The organism is Rubritalea squalenifaciens DSM 18772, assembly GCF_900141815.1.
Lineage (GTDB): Bacteria > Verrucomicrobiota > Verrucomicrobiia > Verrucomicrobiales > Akkermansiaceae > Rubritalea > Rubritalea squalenifaciens.
In genome coordinates this window covers 18,052-35,429 of sequence record NZ_FQYR01000006.1, presented here as the reverse complement: position 1 = coordinate 35,429, position 17,378 = coordinate 18,052, and the positions used below count along the sequence as shown (strand labels likewise).

Genomic DNA, 17,378 nt, shown 5'->3' with positions numbered 1-17,378 from the left:
ACCCCTCTCAAAGAACGACGCATCTGGATTATCGCTCACATACTCAGCTATTTGAAAGTAACATCATCCCTATGCATCTACCCCTTTTGCTGCACCCCATCGCAGTAAATCACTGCCTGAAGTCTCATCACAGGGCAATGAACATGATAACACCATAATGAACAAACAAACAAACCTGATACCGGCTATGATCGGTAGCTTCGCCTGCCTAACAGCAGTAGCGGCAGCACAAACCTCACTGACGAGTGGCTCCACAGTCACAGACTCAGTTCGTAAGAACAACTGGAACTACTACACCATCCAAGTTCCATCCACCAGCACAGGTCTTCAAGTCGACCTCGTCGGCACGAACAATAAGGATGCTGACCTTTACATCCGTCAGGGAGCTAACCCTACTACTAGTAACTGGGACTTCCGCCCATACCAAAACAGCAGTAACGAGTCCGTTACTGTCGATGCCAACTCCAACCCGGTGCTTGCCCCTGGAGCTACCTACCACATCGGCATCCACACGGCAGACAAGGGCTCTGCCGGCTATACCCTGACCGCGACAGTCACCAATCCTAATGGTGGCGGCAATCCTGGCGGTGCAGCAGACGTACGCCGTCTCCGTGTCACTTGGGTAACTGACCCGTCCACCACAGCCACTATCGGCTGGGAGCAGGTCGCTGGCAGCGCAGGCACCGTTCACTTTGACACAAGCGATCACGGCACCACGGTTGCAAACTACTCTTTCAGCAAGACTGTCGACCGCCAGGTTTCCTACCACGGCATGAATAACAGCTTCGCACGCCTCAGCGGCCTCACCCCTGACACCAACTACTACTTCGTCATCGAAGACAACTCAGGCGTCAGTGACCGTTACTACTTCCGCACCGCTCCGGCCACAGCTCAACCATTTACTTTCTGTGCTGGCGGTGACTCCCGTAACAACCGTACTCCACGCCAGCAGGCCAACCGCCTTGTTGGCAAGCTTCGGCCACTCTTCGTTGCCTTCACCGGCGACATGATCAACAGTGATGTTGCCGTAGAATGGCAGGAGTGGCTGGATGACTGGCAAGAGACGATCACTTCTGATGGCCGCATCTTCCCAATCCTCCCTCACCGTGGTAACCACGAGAGTGGTGGCAACCAGACTGTCTACAACATCTTCGACACCACCTCTAACAACTACTACGCACTGAACATCGGTGGCGATCTCATGCGCTTCTATGTCCTCAACTCAGAGGTCAGTGCAGGCGGCACCCAGCTCAGCTGGTTGCAGAACGACTTGAACAGCAACAGCGGCACCACACGCCACCTCTGTGCTGGCTACCACAAACCAATGCGCCCACACCAGTCAGGCAAATCCGAAGGTTCTGACGAATACAACAACTGGGCTCAGCTCTTCTACGACCACGGCATGGACCTCGTCTTCGAGTCTGACTCCCACGTCGTTAAGCGTACAGGTCCACTCATGCCCTCCACTGGTGCAGGTAGTGACGAAGGATTCATCGCGGTTTCCTCCTCTGACCCAAATGCTACCGTCTACACAGGTGAAGGCTGCTGGGGTGCTCCACTCCGCTCAGCAGACGACAGCAAGAACTGGACTCTTGCTGCGGGCTCCTTCAACAGCTTCGACTGGGTACAGGTATACTCCGACCGTATCGACCTGCGTACTGTGGTAGTAAACAGCCAGGAAGCCAACACTGGTAGCAACACAGATGCCGACCCGTTCGCCATCCCGAGCAACCTTCAGCTCTGGACTCCAGCCTCCGGCACCGTTCTCTCCGTTCCGGGTGACGACAGCACAGGCGGCAACCCTAATCCTGGTAACCAGGAAACGACCATCGCCTTCGGTTCCTCCTGGAACTACAAGGATGACGGCTCCGACCAAGGCACCGCATGGCGTCAATCCGGGGTCACTGAGACTTGGCCTTCTGGCAGTGCTCAACTTGGCTACGGCGATAGTGATGAAACGACCACTCTGCAGAGCAGCCACCTCACCTACTACTTCCGCAAGGAAATCAACATCACGAATGTTGCTGACGTGACCGACCTCGACTTCAGTCTGCTCTTTGATGATGGAGCCATCATCTACATCAACGGTACCGAAGTGCACCGCACCGCCACCATGGATGCCGGAACTAACTTCAGTTACAATACTCCATCAACTGCTACTTCCAGTGACAACGCCACGGAGAACTTCAGCGTCAGCCCAAGTCTCCTCGTAGAGGGAGCCAACCTCATCGCAGTAGAAGTGCACAACCGCTCTACCACGAGCTCGGACATCAGCTTCGACCTGCAAATGCTGACCACTCGCTCTGGAGAAACTCCTCCGCCGAGCACCACGGACGAAACCATTTTCTCCAACGGCGCTAGCTGGAACTACAAGGACGACGGTTCAGATCAAGGTACAGCATGGCGTCAACCCGGCGTTACTGAGACCTGGCCATCCGGCAGCGCCCAGCTTGGTTATGGCGACGGTGATGAAAGCACTACCCTTCAAGGAAGCCACATCACTTATTACTTCCGTAAAGAAGTGAACATCACAAATGTCAGTAACATTACCGGCATTCAGTTCGACCTTCTTTATGACGATGCCGCGGTGATCTACATCAACGGCACAGAAGTTCACAGAACCTCACTGCTGCCATCCGGCCCGATCAACTACCAGACAGGAACTTCCACCTTCTCCGCTGACAACTCCACCGAAACCGTGAATGTCGCCAGCAGCCTTCTGGTAGAAGGAAACAACCTCATTGCTGTGGAGATCCACAACCAGAACACCTCCAGCTCGGACATCAGTTTCGATCTGAACATGCTGGTCAACCGCAGTGCGCAGTAATCTCTGCAGATCGTAAGCTAGGAACTCTTTGATAACCTCATGTGGTCAGGCCTCCTGACCACATTTTTTTGTGCCCGTTGATACGCCTCAAAATAGAGCATGGACGCAGGACCACATAAATCATGCGCAAATTACTTATAATATCTCGTTAAAATACGCTATCTTGTGACGTATGGATGGGGGCACACATGCTCCCCAACCTCACCTCACCATCTCTACTCACATGAAACGCAGTCATTTCCTCACGATCTCTGCGGCAGTCTTTACGCTACTCAGCGTAAACGTCTCTGCCCAGACACCTCTGAATAACGGAATCTCCGTCAGAGACGCCGTCAACAAGTCACGTCTTGTCCATTACACGATCCAAGTACCAGAAAACGCAGAAGGGCTTGAGGTCTCACTGGCAAACGTAAAGCCAGATCAGGACACGGACCTCTATATCCGCAAGGATGGAAAACCTACCAGAGATCACTGGGACTTCCGCCCCTTCGTACAAGGAGCCAACGAGCTAGTCACCATCGATGCAAACTCAGATCCTAAACTCGTCCCTGGCGCCACCTACCACATCGCGGTAGGCAGCCAGCTGGATAAGAAAGCCGAGTACAGCCTCCGTGCGGCATTCATTCTACCAAACAGTGATGGCGGCACCCCATCCGCTACCCGCCGCTACCGCATTACTTGGGTTAATGACCCTGCCACGACAGCCACAGTAGCCTGGGAGCAAATCTCCGGCGAGGCTGGCACAGTCTACTACGACACCCAGGACCACGGCACAGACGCCTCCAAGTATACCTTTAAAAAGTCCGTCGACCGCGAGATCAAACACTTCGACATGCGCAATTGTTTCGTCCGCTTGGAAAAACTCCAGCCAGACACCAAGTACTACTTCGTCATCCAAGACCAGTCAGGCACCAGCAACCGCTATTACTTCCAGACCGCCGCAACAGAACAGAAACCATTCAGCTTCTGCGCAGGAGGCGATTCACGAAACTTCCGGGAACCTCGTCAACAAGCCAACCGCCTCGTTTCCAAGCTTCGCCCGCTCTTCGTCGCCTTCACTGGCGACATGATCAACCAAGACATCTCCGTCGAGTGGCATGAATGGCTGGATGACTGGCAGCAAACCATCACCCATGATGGCCGCATCATTCCTATCCTTCCACATCGGGGCAACCACGAGAGAAACGGCAATAGTACCATCTACAATCTCTTTGATACCACCCCGGACAACTACTACGCGCTCAACTTCAGCCGTGATCTGATGCGCTTCTATGTCTTGAACTCTGAGATCAGTGCTGGCGGAGAACAGCTCGACTGGCTACAGACAGACCTTCGCTCTCATTCCAGCAAGACCAGACACCTTGTCGCCGGATACCACAAACCGATGCGCCCCGTTGTCGCAGCTAAAAAAGAAGGTACCGACGAGTATGACCACTGGGCTCCCCTTTTCTACCTGCACGGCGTGGATCTAGTCTTTGAGTCCGACTCACACGCGGTGAAACGCACCAAGCCCGTCAGACCATTCAATGGCGAAGGCAGCACTGAGGGATTCATTGAATCCTCCAACGACCCGAAAGCCACCGTCTACACAGGTGAGGGCTGCTGGGGTGCACCTCTGCGTGCAGCCCAAGACCTAAAGCCATGGATCGCCGCCGCTGGCACCTTCAACAGCTTTGACTGGACTCATGTCCACAAGGACCGCATCGAGCTACGCACGGTTAAAGTTTCCGCCAAAGAAGCCAAGGTAGGCCAAAACACAGACGAGACACCGTTCAACATCCCAGCCAACCTGGAACTTTGGGAGCCGGAATCCGGCACGGTCCTCACCGTACCAGGAGACTAATTTCACTACATTTTCATAGCGTAACTTAGAGAGGGGAATGGGCTTTACGAAGCTCATTCCCTTTTCCGTGCCCTTTGCCTGATAGCCTCAAGAGACACCTCATCATGAGGTGTATGCTATTCGACAACCTCAAACTTTAAATTCAGCACACCAGAACCAACAACAAGCTATAACACAAAAACTTCACCAAGCTATACAGCCCAAGGAACTACAGCCATTCAGACTATCCCTCGACACGCAAACCTCCCAATTTCTGCGCGAATTCACCACCACCCCGTAACCTTAGCGTAACCTTTTCTTGCTTTGTTAGGTATCGGGCAAGTGCCCACGTCCAATACCTAAATTGAACATCCATACACATGAAACTAAAACCAATAACCCTATTACCGACCATGCTCGGTTGCTGCGCGGTGATTACTCCGCTCGCGCTGGCACAGACGCCGCTCACCAGCGGCTCGACGGTTACTGACTCAGTCAGAAAGAACAACTGGGTCTACTACACCATCCAGGTACCATCCACAGCCACCATGCTCGAAGTCGATCTTGTTGGCACAAACAACAAGGATGGCGACCTCTACATCAAACAAGGCGCTAACCCCACGACCAACGACTGGGACTTCCGCCCGAATATGCCCACTTCTAACGAGTCCGTCGTAATCGATGCCAACTCATCCCCGGCTCTGGTACCCGGCGCAACCTACCACATCGGCGTCAATACAACCGATAATGGAAATGCTGGCTACACCCTTACGGCCACGATTACCGATCCTAACGGATCCGGCGGAGCATCTGCCACACAACGCTACCGGGTAGTCTGGGTCAATGATCCATCCACTACGGCAACTGTGGGCTGGGAGCAGATCTCTGGAAATGCCGGCACCGTCTACTACGATACCGTGGACCACGGCACAGACGCAGGCAGCTATGCCTTCAGCAAGACCGTCGACCGCCAAGTCAGCTTCCGTGGCATGGACAACTGCTTCGCACGCCTCTCAGGCCTCACACCTGACACGAACTACTACTTCCTAGTACAAGACGGCTCCGGAGTCAGTGAGCGCTACTACTTCCGCACCGCACCGGATACACCACAGCCATTTACCTTCTGTGCCGGCGGTGACTCCCGTAACAACCGCACTCCACGCCAGCAGGCCAACCGTCTCGTCGGCAAGCTCCGCCCACTCTTTGTTTCCTTCACTGGCGACATGATCAACAGTGACAACAACATCGAATGGCAGGAATGGCTCGACGACTGGCAGGAAACCATCACCTCAGATGGCCGAGTTTTCCCAATCCTTCCTCACCGCGGCAATCACGAGAGCGGCGGAAACCAGACCGTCTACAACCTCTTCGACACCACGAGCGACAACTACTACGCCATCAACATCGGCGGAAACCTGATGCGCTACTACGTGCTCAACTCTGAGATGTCCGCTGGTGGCACCCAGCTCAGCTGGCTTCAGAACGACCTGAACAATAACAGCGTCACCACACGCCATTTGACTGCTGGTTACCACAAGCCGATGCGCCCTCACCAGTCCGCCAAATCCGAAGGCTCTGATGAATACAACAACTGGGCCCAGCTCTTCTACGACCACGGTATGGATCTCGTCTTCGAGTCCGACTCCCACGTCGTCAAGCGCACCGCTCCACTCATGCCCTCCACGGGTACAGGCAGTGACGAAGGCTTCATCGAGGTTTCTGCCTCTGATCCTAATGCCACGATCTACACTGGTGAAGGCTGCTGGGGTGCCCCACTCCGCGCGGCTGACGACAGCAAGACCTGGACTCTCGCCGCAGGCTCCTTCATGAGCTTCGACTGGGTGCAGGTGTTTGATGACCGCATCGATCTCCGCACCATCGTCGTCAACAATCAGGAAGCCAATACCGGCAGCAACACTGATGCTGATCCGTTTGCCATCCCGACAAACCTCCAGCTCTGGAATCCATCCTCCGGCACGGTTCTTACGGTGCCAGGCGATGGCGGAACCAGCACGCCGATTGTCAACCTCAGCAAAGAAGTCGCCGAAACTGGTCTAGCAGGAAACGCTGGGGACGAACTGCTCTACCGCATCACGCTCCCAGAGGGCTCCTATGATCTGGATATCACCCTCACTGGTGGTACTGGCAATGCAGACATCTATGTGAAGGCCGGCGGCATTCCCACCACAACGGACTTCGACCTCTCCTCCACCGGAGCAGACAACGAGGAGTCCGCTTTTGTGACTTCTCCGACTAACAGCATCTACTACGTATTGGTAAAAGGAACCACCTCCTTCTCAGGAGCTTCCCTTAGCTACGACCATGCTGATCCAACCATCGAGCCTGTATTCGCCTACGGCTCCGCCTGGAACTACAAAGACGACGGCTCTGACCAAGGCACAGCCTGGCGCCAGCCTGGAGTCACCGAGACCTGGCCATCCGGCAACGCCCAGCTTGGCTTTGGCGATGGAGATGAAGCAACAGCCGTACAAAGTGGTCACATCACCTACTACTTCCGTAAGGTAGTAAACGTATCCGACCTTGCGAGTGTTACAGGAGTTGAGTTTGACCTCCTCTACGATGATGCCGCTGTAATCTACATCAACGGCGTCGAAGTACACAGGACTTCCCTTTTGCCTTCCGGCCCGATCGACTACCTAACAGGAACTAGCACTTTCTCAGCGGACAACTCTGTCGAGAATGTGGTTGTCGACGGCAGCCAGCTCGTAGAAGGCAGCAACCTCATCGCCGTGGAAATCCACAACCAAAACACATCCAGTTCGGACATCAGCTTTGACCTGAGCATGAAGCTGCTACGCGCCGGCGGTCCTACACCACCACCAGCGACAAACCTTGTTCATTGGAATCTTGATGAAACCTCTGGAACTGTGGCTGCAGACTCCAGCGGAAACTCTAACGACGGCACCGTTTCTGGAGCCACTTGGTCTGGTTCTGGAGTCACAGGAGGAGCACTCGATTTCGACGGGGTAGATGACCGTGCCGATTTCGACCTTACAAACTCAGGCTCCTTCTCTGTAGCCCTCTGGGCGAAATCTGGAGCAGATGGTCAAAGCGTCTACTCCTCTGTATTCAGCAACCACACCCCAAATACTGGAAGCACCTTCCAGATCGATATGGGCAATGGCTTCCAATACCGTGGTAGCCAGACCGTAAGCTTTGGTGCCGCTCCGCTGAATACTTGGGTTCATCTGGTTGTTTCCTGTGACGGCTCCACCACCAAACTCTACTACAACGGTCAGCTCGTTCAGACGCTGAGCGGAGTAGCCGACACCTTATTTGATGGTATCCACCTCGGCACCAACCGAAATGAAGGAAACTTCTTCCAGGGTTCTGTGGACGACTTCAGGTTCTACGATGGTGCCCTCACAGACGGTGAAGTATCCACCCTCTACAGCTCCTATTAAGCATTTGATATCTGATGGTCGGGGATCCACCTGATATCCGGCCATCGTATCACTACCTACAAACCCATGTGGCTAGCATCGTGCTAGCCACATTTTTTACCCTCAGACAACTGACAAGTCTATCTGGCGGAATCGCCACGGAATAGAACGGGGCAAAGGAAACATTTCCCCCTCTATTCCCCAAGTTATCTCTGGCCTTCAGCAGGCTTTTTGGTTCAACTAAACTCACAAACCTCACTCATGAATTTTACCAACAGGACATTCATGTGGCTCCTTAGGATCGCCACTTTCCTCACACTTTTCTGCCGAGGCTGGCTCTACCTCCGCTGGAACTGCCCACTGCGCGAAATCTTCTGGACCGAAAAGTGGATGACCCCTCTGGTCGACTACTTCCTGCACATGGACTGGGCTCAATTCTCCCAGACCTCGGATCCTTACATTACCTTCCTGTTCCGCGCCATTGGCATCTTCCTCATGGTCGCCGGAGGAGCTGCCCTCTTCGTCAGCAAGAATACACGCCGACTAACAGACATCTTGGTAGTCGCCACCTTCTTTACCATTTTACATGCCTTTGCTGCCTGGCACGGAAAGGACTACCAGATCGGCATGCTGATAGAAATGGCTCTACAGGCCTTTTCTCCACTGCTCCTATTGATCGCCATTCGCAGAGGGATTGAAGCTAACAGCTTTGACTGGATTTCCAAAGCAGTCATTGCCCTCACCTTTGTGGGTCACGGACTCTATGCCGTAGGCCACCACCCGGTACCGGCCAACTTCGTCACGATGTCCATGAACATTCTCGGCCTCTCCGAGGGGATCTCCAAATCCTTCCTGCTTGCTGCTGGCTATCTGGACTTCATTGCCGCAGCACTCATCTTCCTTCCTTATGCCAGCATCCGTAAGTATTCATTCTACTACATGGTCTTCTGGGGTTTTGTCACCGCACTTGCCCGCGTAGTCAACCACTACAACCCAGCTGAAAAATTCAACGGCATCGACCCGTGGCTCTTTGAGACACTGGTGCGAACACCACACTGGGCCCTCCCACTGATCATGGGACTACTGATCGCTAATCAACAAAAACAAAACACTCTCGAGTCATGATCTACCGTTTCCTTGCACTCCTTGCCTTCGTCGGCCTGGCATCCTGCCAGCGCCCTAGCAAGCCAGCTCCTCCTAAGCCCAAAACTTACCAAAGCCAGGAAGGCAGCACCGTGACACTGAGGCTCGCCCCGCCCAATCCAGTTCTCTCCGCCAAGGCTCCCATTTCTCTCACCACGTCCGGCCCCGTGGAAGATGCTCCCGCCAGCCTGAAGTTCGAGATCCAGATCAACCAGCTCAGTTCTTCCGAGGAAACCTTCGTCCAGGAACTGGCAAAATCTCATCAGTTCGCCGAGACCAAAACCATTTCCTTCCAATCAGAGGAGATCAAGAAATCATCTAACCATGAAATCGAGATCTCCGGGAAATGGACCTTCGAAGGACAAAGCAAACCAGCAACATTCAACGCTGAATGGAGCATGGATGGATCTCTGATGAAGCTCAGCATGAGCCCTACCTTCAGACTCAGAGACTACCGCCCTCTCCCCAAGGACGCGCCCAAGCAGATGATCGACCCGCGCTTCCAGCTTGATATTCAGGCGACTCTGTCGCCCGCACAGTAATCACCACCTCATTCCCCGCTCGTCTGGAAGTCTTCAGGCGAGCAAATTTCGTGCTTGCATATTCCTCCTCGTCAAGTAGTTGGACGCCATCTACACTACCTCGATGGGATCCAGCATTCTCTCTGCGCTAGTCATTAGCCCCACCATCCTTCTGCTTCCTCTTTTCTCTGCATTAGGGGCTCCGTTTACTTTTGAGACCGTTGAAGGCAAAGCCAAACAACAAGCCAGCAAAGCCTATTCAGCTCCAGCACCGCTGGAGAAATCTCTCTCAGAACTGGATTACGATGGATACAGACTGATCCGCTCATCCCAGGAAAATACTCTCTGGGCAGAGCAAGAGCTACCCTTCCGTCTTCAGTTCATGCACCCCGGCTACCGCTTCCTGAAGCCGGTCAAAATGAATATTGTAGACTACGACGGCAATAGCAGTCCACTCGCGTTCGATAAAAAATACTTCGACTACAAAGATATCCCTGAGCTCGAGAAAACCCAGTTCGATGTAGACGGCTTTGCCGGTTTCAGAATCCTACATCCGCTCAATGACGTGCAGGGCCAATACGACGAACTAGGCTCCTTCGTGGGAGCCAGTTATTTCCGCTTACTCGGCAAAGACCAAAGCTATGGCATTTCAGCCAGAGGACTAGCTCTCAACTCTGTCACTCCCGGCGCCGCAGAAGAATTTCCGGACTTCACCGAATACTGGTTCATCCAGCCCAAGCCCGAGGACAAGAGCTTCACACTATACGCGCTACTGGACAGCCCCAGCGTGACTGGAGCCTACCGCTTCATCATCCACCCCGGTGAGACGACCCGCGCAGCCATCACCGTCTCGCTCTTTTTCCGTAAGGAAGTCAAGTGCCTGGGACTCGCTCCACTTACCTCCATGTTCTGGTATGGTGAAAACCACCGTGAGCGCACCTTCCCAGACTGGCGACCAGAGGTTCATGATTCGGACGGCCTACTCCTCAAGTACCGCAACCAGCAGACTCTCTGGAGACCGCTCTACAATCATCACGCGATTCGTAATGCCCTGTTTAACGCCAAAGAACTCGTTGGCTACGGACTGCTGCAGCGTGATCGTGATTTTAACAACTACCAGGATTTGGGGAATCCTCAGCACAGGGCCCCCAGCACCTGGGTAGAACCCTCAGGAGAATGGCCATCCGGCGGCATCCGGCTCATCGAGCTCCCCACGAACAATGAAGCCATGGATAACATCGTGAGCTTTTATCAACCAGCCCAGTCACCCAAGGCAGGAGACTCTCTCCGCTATAGTTACTGCCTCTGCTGGGAAAAAACGCATGAGCAGCAGCTCTCCCCAAATCAGGTCATCGCAACTCGAATCGAGAAACTTCCCGGGACAGAAACGCTCAGGCGTTTTGTCCTCGATTTCTCAGGTCCAGATCTCAACAAACTTCCCGATAACACAAACATCACCGCCGAAGTCAGCTCCACCGGCGGAACCAAGGTTACAGAGACGCAGTGTTTCAAAAATCCCCATACAGGAGGATGGCGTGTTGCATTCATCTTGGATTTGAACCAGAATCCCACGCAGCCCACCCAGATACACTGCCTCCTAAAAGATCTCCCCAATCAAACCAACCTTTCTGAGATATGGAGTTATCAGTGGACACCTTGAATATTTCTTCCGCATGCGGGCGCTGGGCCGACTGCGAGGAGACCCTTGAACAGTGGAATGAAGCCTACAGGAAAATAGAAACCTATTTCCTTGCCCTTCATATCGACAACAAGCTTCTCCTCAGCTCACTCGTCTACAAAGTGCTAGGCAAAGCCAGTACGCGCCACGAGCAGGAGCCAAGCCGCCTCCCCGTCGAGCTAGCCGCAGAGGAGGCCGATCGCCTCCTCGTGGAATGGTTCAGAAAAGTACTGGGAGATAACGAGGAAGAACCCATCGACCGCCTTTCTGCCCGAGGCCGTCTCGCGCTCATGCTTTTGGAGGCAGACACTCCGTGGCAACATGTGTTCCTGCATGATGAACCGGTCCCTGACGATCTGAAGAAAAAGATGCAGAAGGCCTACCTGGTAGCCAACCCCAAGTTCTCATTTACCGAGATGTACCCCAAGCCTATCGATTTAGGAATCGTCCAAAAAGCAAGCCAGACTCTCGAGGGTATCGCCATGCGGAAGACGGCTGCCCAGTGGACACTCTGGCTGGCATTCAGTGCCACGATCTTACTCATCTTCATCTTCACACGTTAACAATCGCCACATGAGTAACGAATCTTCCGGCCAAGGCAGAGTCCAGCCAAGCTCTGTCAACTTCTGGCCCACTTTTACCTTCTTCTCCATCGTCGTCGTAATTAGCTCCGTGGGCTCATACCTCATGGCCGACTATCTATGGCGTCTAGGCTGGACCTTTTCCTCCACCCTGCTCTGGATTCTGTTCACTACGCTCTTTGCCTACTTATCCTTCGGGTTCACCCATGCAGCCGTCGGCTTCACCCTGCGCCGTATGAAATCCAAATTTACTTGGATGCCATCTGCCATCCGAGATTCCGATGATGAGATCGAGATCCGGGACACCACCAGAGCCGCCATCATTATTCCCATCTATAATGAACCGGTGGAACGCGTTTTTTCCGGCATCCGCGCCATCTTCGACTCTGTAAACAAAGAAGAGCACGGCGAGCGCTTCGACTTCTTCATCCTCTCAGACTCTAACAAACCAGAACAATGGGTGGCGGAGGAAGCAGCCTGGGTCAAACTCTGCCGTGAATGCAAGGCCCAAGAGAGGATTTTCTACCGCCGCCGATCTAACAACGCAGGCAAGAAGAGCGGTAACGTGGCCGATTTCTGCCGCACCTGGGGCACACGCTACCGCTACATGGTGGTACTGGATGCGGACAGCATCATGACCGGCAAGTGCCTTGTGGAAATGCTCAAACGCATGGAGTCCAACCCGCAGGTGGGCATCATCCAGACCGTACCTTCACTCGTGAACGGAGAATCGCTCTATGGCCGCATGCAACAATTCGCCCATCAGCTCTACGCTCCCGTCTTCATGGAAGGTCTCGCCTTCTGGCAAAGCAACGGCGGCAACTGCTGGGGCCACAATACCATCATCCGCCTCCGCCCCTTCATGGAGTACTGTGACCTCCCCGAACTCCCTGGCCGCAAGCCCTTCGGTGGGCACATCCTCTCACACGACTTCGTAGAGGCCGGGCTCATGCGCCGTGCTGGCTGGGACGTCTGGCTCGCTCATGACCTAGACGGCTCTTACGAGGAGGGGCCGCAAGGGATCGTGGAATCAGCTCAGCGTGATCAGCGCTGGTGTCAGGGTAATATGCAACACGGCATGCTCCTGTTGGCAAAGGGTCTTCGCGGCAAAACCAGAGTACACTTGGCCAACGGTATTCTTTGCTACCTGTCCTCACTACTCTGGCTACTCTTCATGATGGTCAGTTTCTGGAGAGTCTATGACGCAGGAATCAACTCTATGTATATCCCGGCTGCGAACCCGGCCGGAATCATGCTACTGGGTATCACCCTCTTTCTACTTTTCACACCAAAGCTACTCTGCCTGTTTGACTTGGCTTTCGACAATGAGCGCAAAGATGGCTTTGGCGGATGGTTCAATGCCTGCACTAGCACCATCATGGAGACCCTCATGTCCGCACTCATCGCCCCCATCATGATGATGTTCTTCAGTCGCTTCGTGATTGGAAATATCATCGGCAAAACGGTCGGCTGGTCTGCCCAGCGTCGTGGAGCACAAGGAACCAACTGGTACGAAGCTCTCTCTGCTCATGGCCTTCAGAGCCTAATTGGCATTCTCGCAGGCCTCGCGGCAGGCTTCACCAGCCCCGTTCTTTTCTGGTGGCTTTTCCCTGTACTACTCGGCCTCTGGCTGAGTATCCCGATCTCGGTACTCACCAGCCGTTTGGAGCTGGGCATGGAAGCAAAGCGCGAGGGACTCTTCATGGTTCCCACGGAGTTCAGCCCGCCTAAGGAACTCACGGACACCCTGAATTACACCGCTTCCGAGGAGAAGAAATTCAGATGGATCACTGCCGCCGTATTGGATCCTTTCCTGAATGCAGTCCACATTTCCCTCCTCCGCAAAAACCATTACCGTATGCAGCGAGGCAGCAAGGTCTATGGCAGCCTGCCAGATGCCCCCAAGGACGACCTGGAGATCACCGCCAAGCGAAAACTCCTGGCGAACCGCCTGCTGCTCGAGGGACCAGCCTCCCTGGATACCGCTGAGACTCTGGAAGTACTCTCGGACATCGATAGCATGCTCTGGCTTCACCGCGAATCCTGGCTGAGACCTGATGCTCGCCTCGGCCCATGGTGGAGGCGCTCGATCAGAGAAGTTTCCGCAGCCATCTAAACCAAGAAAGCTCCAGCCTCTTGCAGGTTGGAGCTTTTTAATGACCACGTTGAGCTACTTGCGTCGCCTGCGGGTCAGACCAAGCAATCCCGCAGCACCTAACAAAGCGAGCGAGGACGGCTCAGGGATCGACTCCACGCTGATTGAGTTCCAGGTGGTTGACCCTTGTCCTCCACTACTCGTGGCTCCAAAGACAATACGATTGGTACTACCAGATCCGGAGGTTGCCACGACCCCATGATTCCCACCCAGGCTATCGCTCAGGCTAGCTTGCCCGCCGCCTACATCATAGCTCAAGGTGAAAGTCACGTAAGTGACCGAAGGAGCACCAGTACCCAGCTCGTCACTCAGAGAGTCGACCCCAGAAGTAATATCGAAAGTATTGGTACCATCAGAGATCAAGATATCGCCGTCGGCATCACTCTGGAAGGAGAGTACATAAAGGTAATTACCCGCCACCTCCAGCCAGAAGGCATTGTTGTTTTGGTTAGATCCTGCGTTGTAGTAGTCGTTTACACCGTTAGGCACCCCCGAACTACTGACAGCATCCCGGTTGACCGCCGTCGTCCAGGTGGCCGTCCAGCCAAAGGAGGTCATCTCTGTCACCGCAGAGCCGGACAAACTTTGCTGGTAGAAAAACGCACCCCCAGCAGTGCCGTCCGTAATGCGCCAGCCACCATTGGTTGAGTCTGCACCATAGTTGAAGGACCCAGGAGACCCTGTCGAGGCAGCCCAGCCTTGGGAAAGAGGGTCGGCAGCCCCAGTGGTACCCGCCGTCGGATCTACACCAGCGCTGTAAGAAGAGACAATAGCCGCATGCGCACAGAGAGTGGATGCCGCGAGCAGCACACAGATAGATGGGGTTTTCATGAATCAATCTTGGGGTTTTGTCGTGCTCCTGAAGAGAACACGACTTTTAGGATATAATACTATAAACCACTGAAAAACAGATGACAACATCAGATTGAGCGTATCATCTCTTCAATTTCAACTACCCGCTGGAATCCACCGGCTGGCAAATTCTCCTCTTGCCCCCGATTTTCAAAACCTTTAGGAGTCTAAGTTACTCTGAACTTCAGTTTTCACTAACAATGCAAGTAGAACGCCCGCGAAAATACAGGAATACCTCCCTACTGATCACCCTCTCGCTGCTGGCAGCGTGGTTCATCATCTCGCTGGGCTGCGGAGTCATCTTCCGCAAATGGCTGGATGAACATCTGCCCAATATCGGCAACGCCCCCTTTGGATTCTGGATGGCCCAGCAGGGCTCCATCATTGGTTTCGTACTCATCCTCATCATCTACGCCACACTGATGAACAACCTGGACCGCAAGTACGGCTATTCAGAAGAGTAAACACCGCAAGCCCAGGAATCTACCAGAAGCATCTATCACCTCACCTTTTCCTACCTCATGTCACAATACTGGCTCAATCTCATCTTCATCGGCATTTCCTTTGCCATCTATATCGTCATCGCCATCAAATCCCGCGCCACCTCGACCAAGGAATACTACACGGCTGGCGGCGGAGTCTCCCCTCTAGCCAATGGCATGGCCACTGCAGCGGACTGGATGTCCGCGGCCACCTTCATCTCGATGGCTGGCGTGGTCGCCTCCTCTGGTTATGATGGCTCGCGTTTCCTGATGGGGTGGACAGGAGGCTTCGTCCTTTTGACAGTCCTCATGGTTCCCTACTTGAGAAAGTTCGGTAAAGCCACGGTGCCGGACTTCATCGGCGACCGCTATTACTCCAAGAGCGCTCGCTTCGTGGCCGTGCTCTGCGCCATCTTCATCTGTATGACCTACATCATGGGGCAGATGCGCGGAGTCGGAGTTGTCTTCTCACAGCTCTTCGGCATCGGCATTCCCCTCGGCGTGGTGATTGGCGCCTCCATCGTCTTCTTTTACGCAGGTCTCGGCGGCATGAAAGGCATCACCTACACTCAGGTGGCCCAGTACTGCGTGATGGCCTTTGCCTATACCATCCCGGCCATCTACATCGCCATCCTTCTGACAAACAACTTTATCCCACAACTCGGCCTGATCGGCGATTATACCAAGGACGGAGTCCCTCCAGTTCCTTTCCTGGACAGGCTTAACAACATCAATACCGAACTAGGCTTCAGCAAGTACACGGACGGTTCTCTCTCTGAGATGAACATGTTCTGCATCACTGCCGCCCTCATGTGCGGCACCGCAGGCCTGCCCCACGTTATCGTACGTTTCTTCACCGTGAAAAACGTCCGTGCCGTACGCCGCTCCGCCTGCTGGACACTGGCATTCATCGCCGTCATCTACCTCACAGCACCGACGATCGGCGCGTTCTCACGGGTGAACCTCATTGAAAGCCTCAATGGCAAGAGTTACACCGAAGCCCCATCCTGGCTCAAGGAGTTCGAAGCCACAGGGCAAATGGCCTGGGTAGACAAGAACAACGACGGCAAGATCAACATCCATGGTCCCGCTCACGGGGACAATGGGAAGAACAACAAAGTCTTCATCAGCGAGAACGGCAAACCCTCTTTCCCTCCGGCAGACACTCCAGAGAACCAGCGTATCGGCCAGTACGGTGAACGCCTGCTAGCAAACAAGGCCGACACGAGTAACCCCAACGAGCTCTACTTCGGCAACGACATCATGGTCATGGCAAACCCATCCATGGCTGGCCTACCGATGTGGGTGATCGCTCTACTCATGGCTGGCTGTATCGCGGCAGCCCTCTCCACGGCAGCCGGACTCCTACTGGTACTTTCCACCTCCATTTCCCACGACCTGATGAAGAAGATCGTGAAGCCGGACCTCTCAGACAAAGAGGAGGTGAACTACGCGCGTATCGCCTCCTTCGTCTCCCTCGGTGTAGCCACCTGGTTTGGCATCAACCCACCCTCAGCATTCATCGCCAAGACAGTCGCCTTCGCCTTCGGCTTGGCAGCGTCTTCCTTCTTCCCCACCTTGCTCATCGGCATTTTCTCCCGCCGCATGAACAAACAGGGAGCCATTGCCGGCATGGCCTGTGGCATTCTCTTTACCCTCGGGTACATCATCTACTTCCAGTTCCTGGACGGCACGCCTGACCAATACCTCTTCGCCACCGAATCAAGAGGCGGCATTACTCCTGAGGGTATTGGTTTCGTCGGCATGATCATCAACTTCGTCGTGTCCTTCTTTGTCTCCTATCTGACTCCAGATCCGCCTGAAGAGGTCAAAGAAATGGTGGAAAACATCCACATCCCATCCGGGGCAGGAGAAGCAAGCCATCACTAAGCCAAGAACCTACCGGCAAAAAA

At 54.1% G+C, this 17,378-nt stretch carries 11 protein-coding genes; 10 read left to right on the top strand and 1 reads right to left on the bottom strand.

What is annotated here, in order from left to right; all coding sequences use genetic code 11:
* The first annotated feature begins 157 nt into the window (after positions 1-157).
* From BUB27_RS16150 to mdoH, 8 genes are all read left to right on the top strand, one after another.
* Entirely contained in the window at positions 158-2,827 is a 2,670-nt protein-coding gene (locus BUB27_RS16150; RefSeq protein WP_143184917.1) for a fibronectin type III domain-containing protein, read from the top strand.
* 223 nt (positions 2,828-3,050) lie between these two features.
* Positions 3,051-4,670: a fibronectin type III domain-containing protein gene (locus BUB27_RS16145; RefSeq protein ID WP_159435022.1), complete on the top strand. Its 1,620-nt coding sequence runs from the start codon at positions 3,051-3,053 to the stop codon at positions 4,668-4,670.
* A 359-nt stretch (positions 4,671-5,029) separates the two neighbouring features.
* Positions 5,030-8,074, top strand: coding sequence for a LamG-like jellyroll fold domain-containing protein (locus BUB27_RS16140; protein WP_143184915.1), 3,045 nt, complete (start codon positions 5,030-5,032; stop codon positions 8,072-8,074).
* Between the two features lie 264 nt (positions 8,075-8,338).
* A complete protein-coding gene (locus BUB27_RS16135; protein WP_159435021.1) occupies positions 8,339-9,178 on the top strand; it encodes a hypothetical protein in 840 nt (279 codons plus the stop codon).
* Positions 9,175-9,738 (top strand): YceI family protein, encoded by a 564-nt coding sequence (locus BUB27_RS16130; protein ID WP_143184913.1) that lies wholly within the window; start codon positions 9,175-9,177, stop codon positions 9,736-9,738. Before BUB27_RS16135 ends, BUB27_RS16130 begins: the two co-directional genes overlap by 4 nt.
* Before the next feature lie 103 nt (positions 9,739-9,841).
* A complete protein-coding gene (locus tag BUB27_RS16125; RefSeq protein WP_143184912.1) occupies positions 9,842-11,377 on the top strand; it encodes an OpgD/OpgG family glucan biosynthesis protein in 1,536 nt (511 codons plus the stop codon).
* Positions 11,353-11,958, top strand: a complete 606-nt coding sequence (locus BUB27_RS16120) for a hypothetical protein (RefSeq protein ID WP_159435020.1) — start codon at positions 11,353-11,355, stop codon at positions 11,956-11,958. The genes BUB27_RS16125 and BUB27_RS16120 overlap by 25 nt, the downstream gene beginning before the upstream one ends.
* A 10-nt stretch (positions 11,959-11,968) precedes the next feature.
* Positions 11,969-14,092 carry a glucans biosynthesis glucosyltransferase MdoH gene (gene mdoH / locus BUB27_RS16115; RefSeq protein WP_143184910.1) on the top strand — a complete coding sequence of 708 codons (2,124 nt, stop codon included), beginning with the start codon at positions 11,969-11,971 and terminating at the stop codon, positions 14,090-14,092.
* Positions 14,093-14,146: 54 nt separating this feature from the next.
* On the opposite strand, the gene BUB27_RS16110 is transcribed toward mdoH, so the two are convergent.
* Entirely contained in the window at positions 14,147-14,962 is an 816-nt protein-coding gene (locus BUB27_RS16110; RefSeq protein ID WP_143184909.1) for a PEP-CTERM sorting domain-containing protein, read from the bottom strand.
* 221 nt (positions 14,963-15,183) lie between these two features.
* On the opposite strand from BUB27_RS16110, the gene BUB27_RS16105 reads away from it, so the two are divergent.
* Both BUB27_RS16105 and BUB27_RS16100 read left to right on the top strand, forming a co-directional pair.
* Entirely contained in the window at positions 15,184-15,447 is a 264-nt protein-coding gene (locus tag BUB27_RS16105; protein ID WP_143184908.1) for a DUF4212 domain-containing protein, read from the top strand.
* Between the two features lie 57 nt (positions 15,448-15,504).
* Positions 15,505-17,355 carry a sodium:solute symporter family protein gene (locus BUB27_RS16100; protein WP_143184907.1) on the top strand — a complete coding sequence of 617 codons (1,851 nt, stop codon included), beginning with the start codon at positions 15,505-15,507 and terminating at the stop codon, positions 17,353-17,355.
* Positions 17,356-17,378 lie beyond the last annotated feature (23 nt).

Excerpts from the sequence above, each read along its gene's own strand:
- BUB27_RS16150 (WP_143184917.1), top strand. The coding sequence starts at position 158 with ATGAACAAACAAACAAACCTGATACCGGCTATGATCGGTAGCTTCGCC.
- BUB27_RS16145 (WP_159435022.1), top strand. The coding sequence starts at position 3,051 with ATGAAACGCAGTCATTTCCTCACGATCTCTGCGGCAGTCTTTACGCTA.
- BUB27_RS16140 (WP_143184915.1), top strand. The coding sequence starts at position 5,030 with ATGAAACTAAAACCAATAACCCTATTACCGACCATGCTCGGTTGCTGC.
- BUB27_RS16135 (WP_159435021.1), top strand. The coding sequence starts at position 8,339 with ATGTGGCTCCTTAGGATCGCCACTTTCCTCACACTTTTCTGCCGAGGC.
- BUB27_RS16130 (WP_143184913.1), top strand. The coding sequence starts at position 9,175 with ATGATCTACCGTTTCCTTGCACTCCTTGCCTTCGTCGGCCTGGCATCC.
- BUB27_RS16125 (WP_143184912.1), top strand. The coding sequence starts at position 9,842 with ATGGGATCCAGCATTCTCTCTGCGCTAGTCATTAGCCCCACCATCCTT.
- BUB27_RS16120 (WP_159435020.1), top strand. The coding sequence starts at position 11,353 with ATGGAGTTATCAGTGGACACCTTGAATATTTCTTCCGCATGCGGGCGC.
- mdoH (WP_143184910.1), top strand. The coding sequence starts at position 11,969 with ATGAGTAACGAATCTTCCGGCCAAGGCAGAGTCCAGCCAAGCTCTGTC.
- BUB27_RS16110 (WP_143184909.1), bottom strand. The coding sequence starts at position 14,962 with ATGAAAACCCCATCTATCTGTGTGCTGCTCGCGGCATCCACTCTCTGT.
- BUB27_RS16105 (WP_143184908.1), top strand. The coding sequence starts at position 15,184 with ATGCAAGTAGAACGCCCGCGAAAATACAGGAATACCTCCCTACTGATC.
- BUB27_RS16100 (WP_143184907.1), top strand. The coding sequence starts at position 15,505 with ATGTCACAATACTGGCTCAATCTCATCTTCATCGGCATTTCCTTTGCC.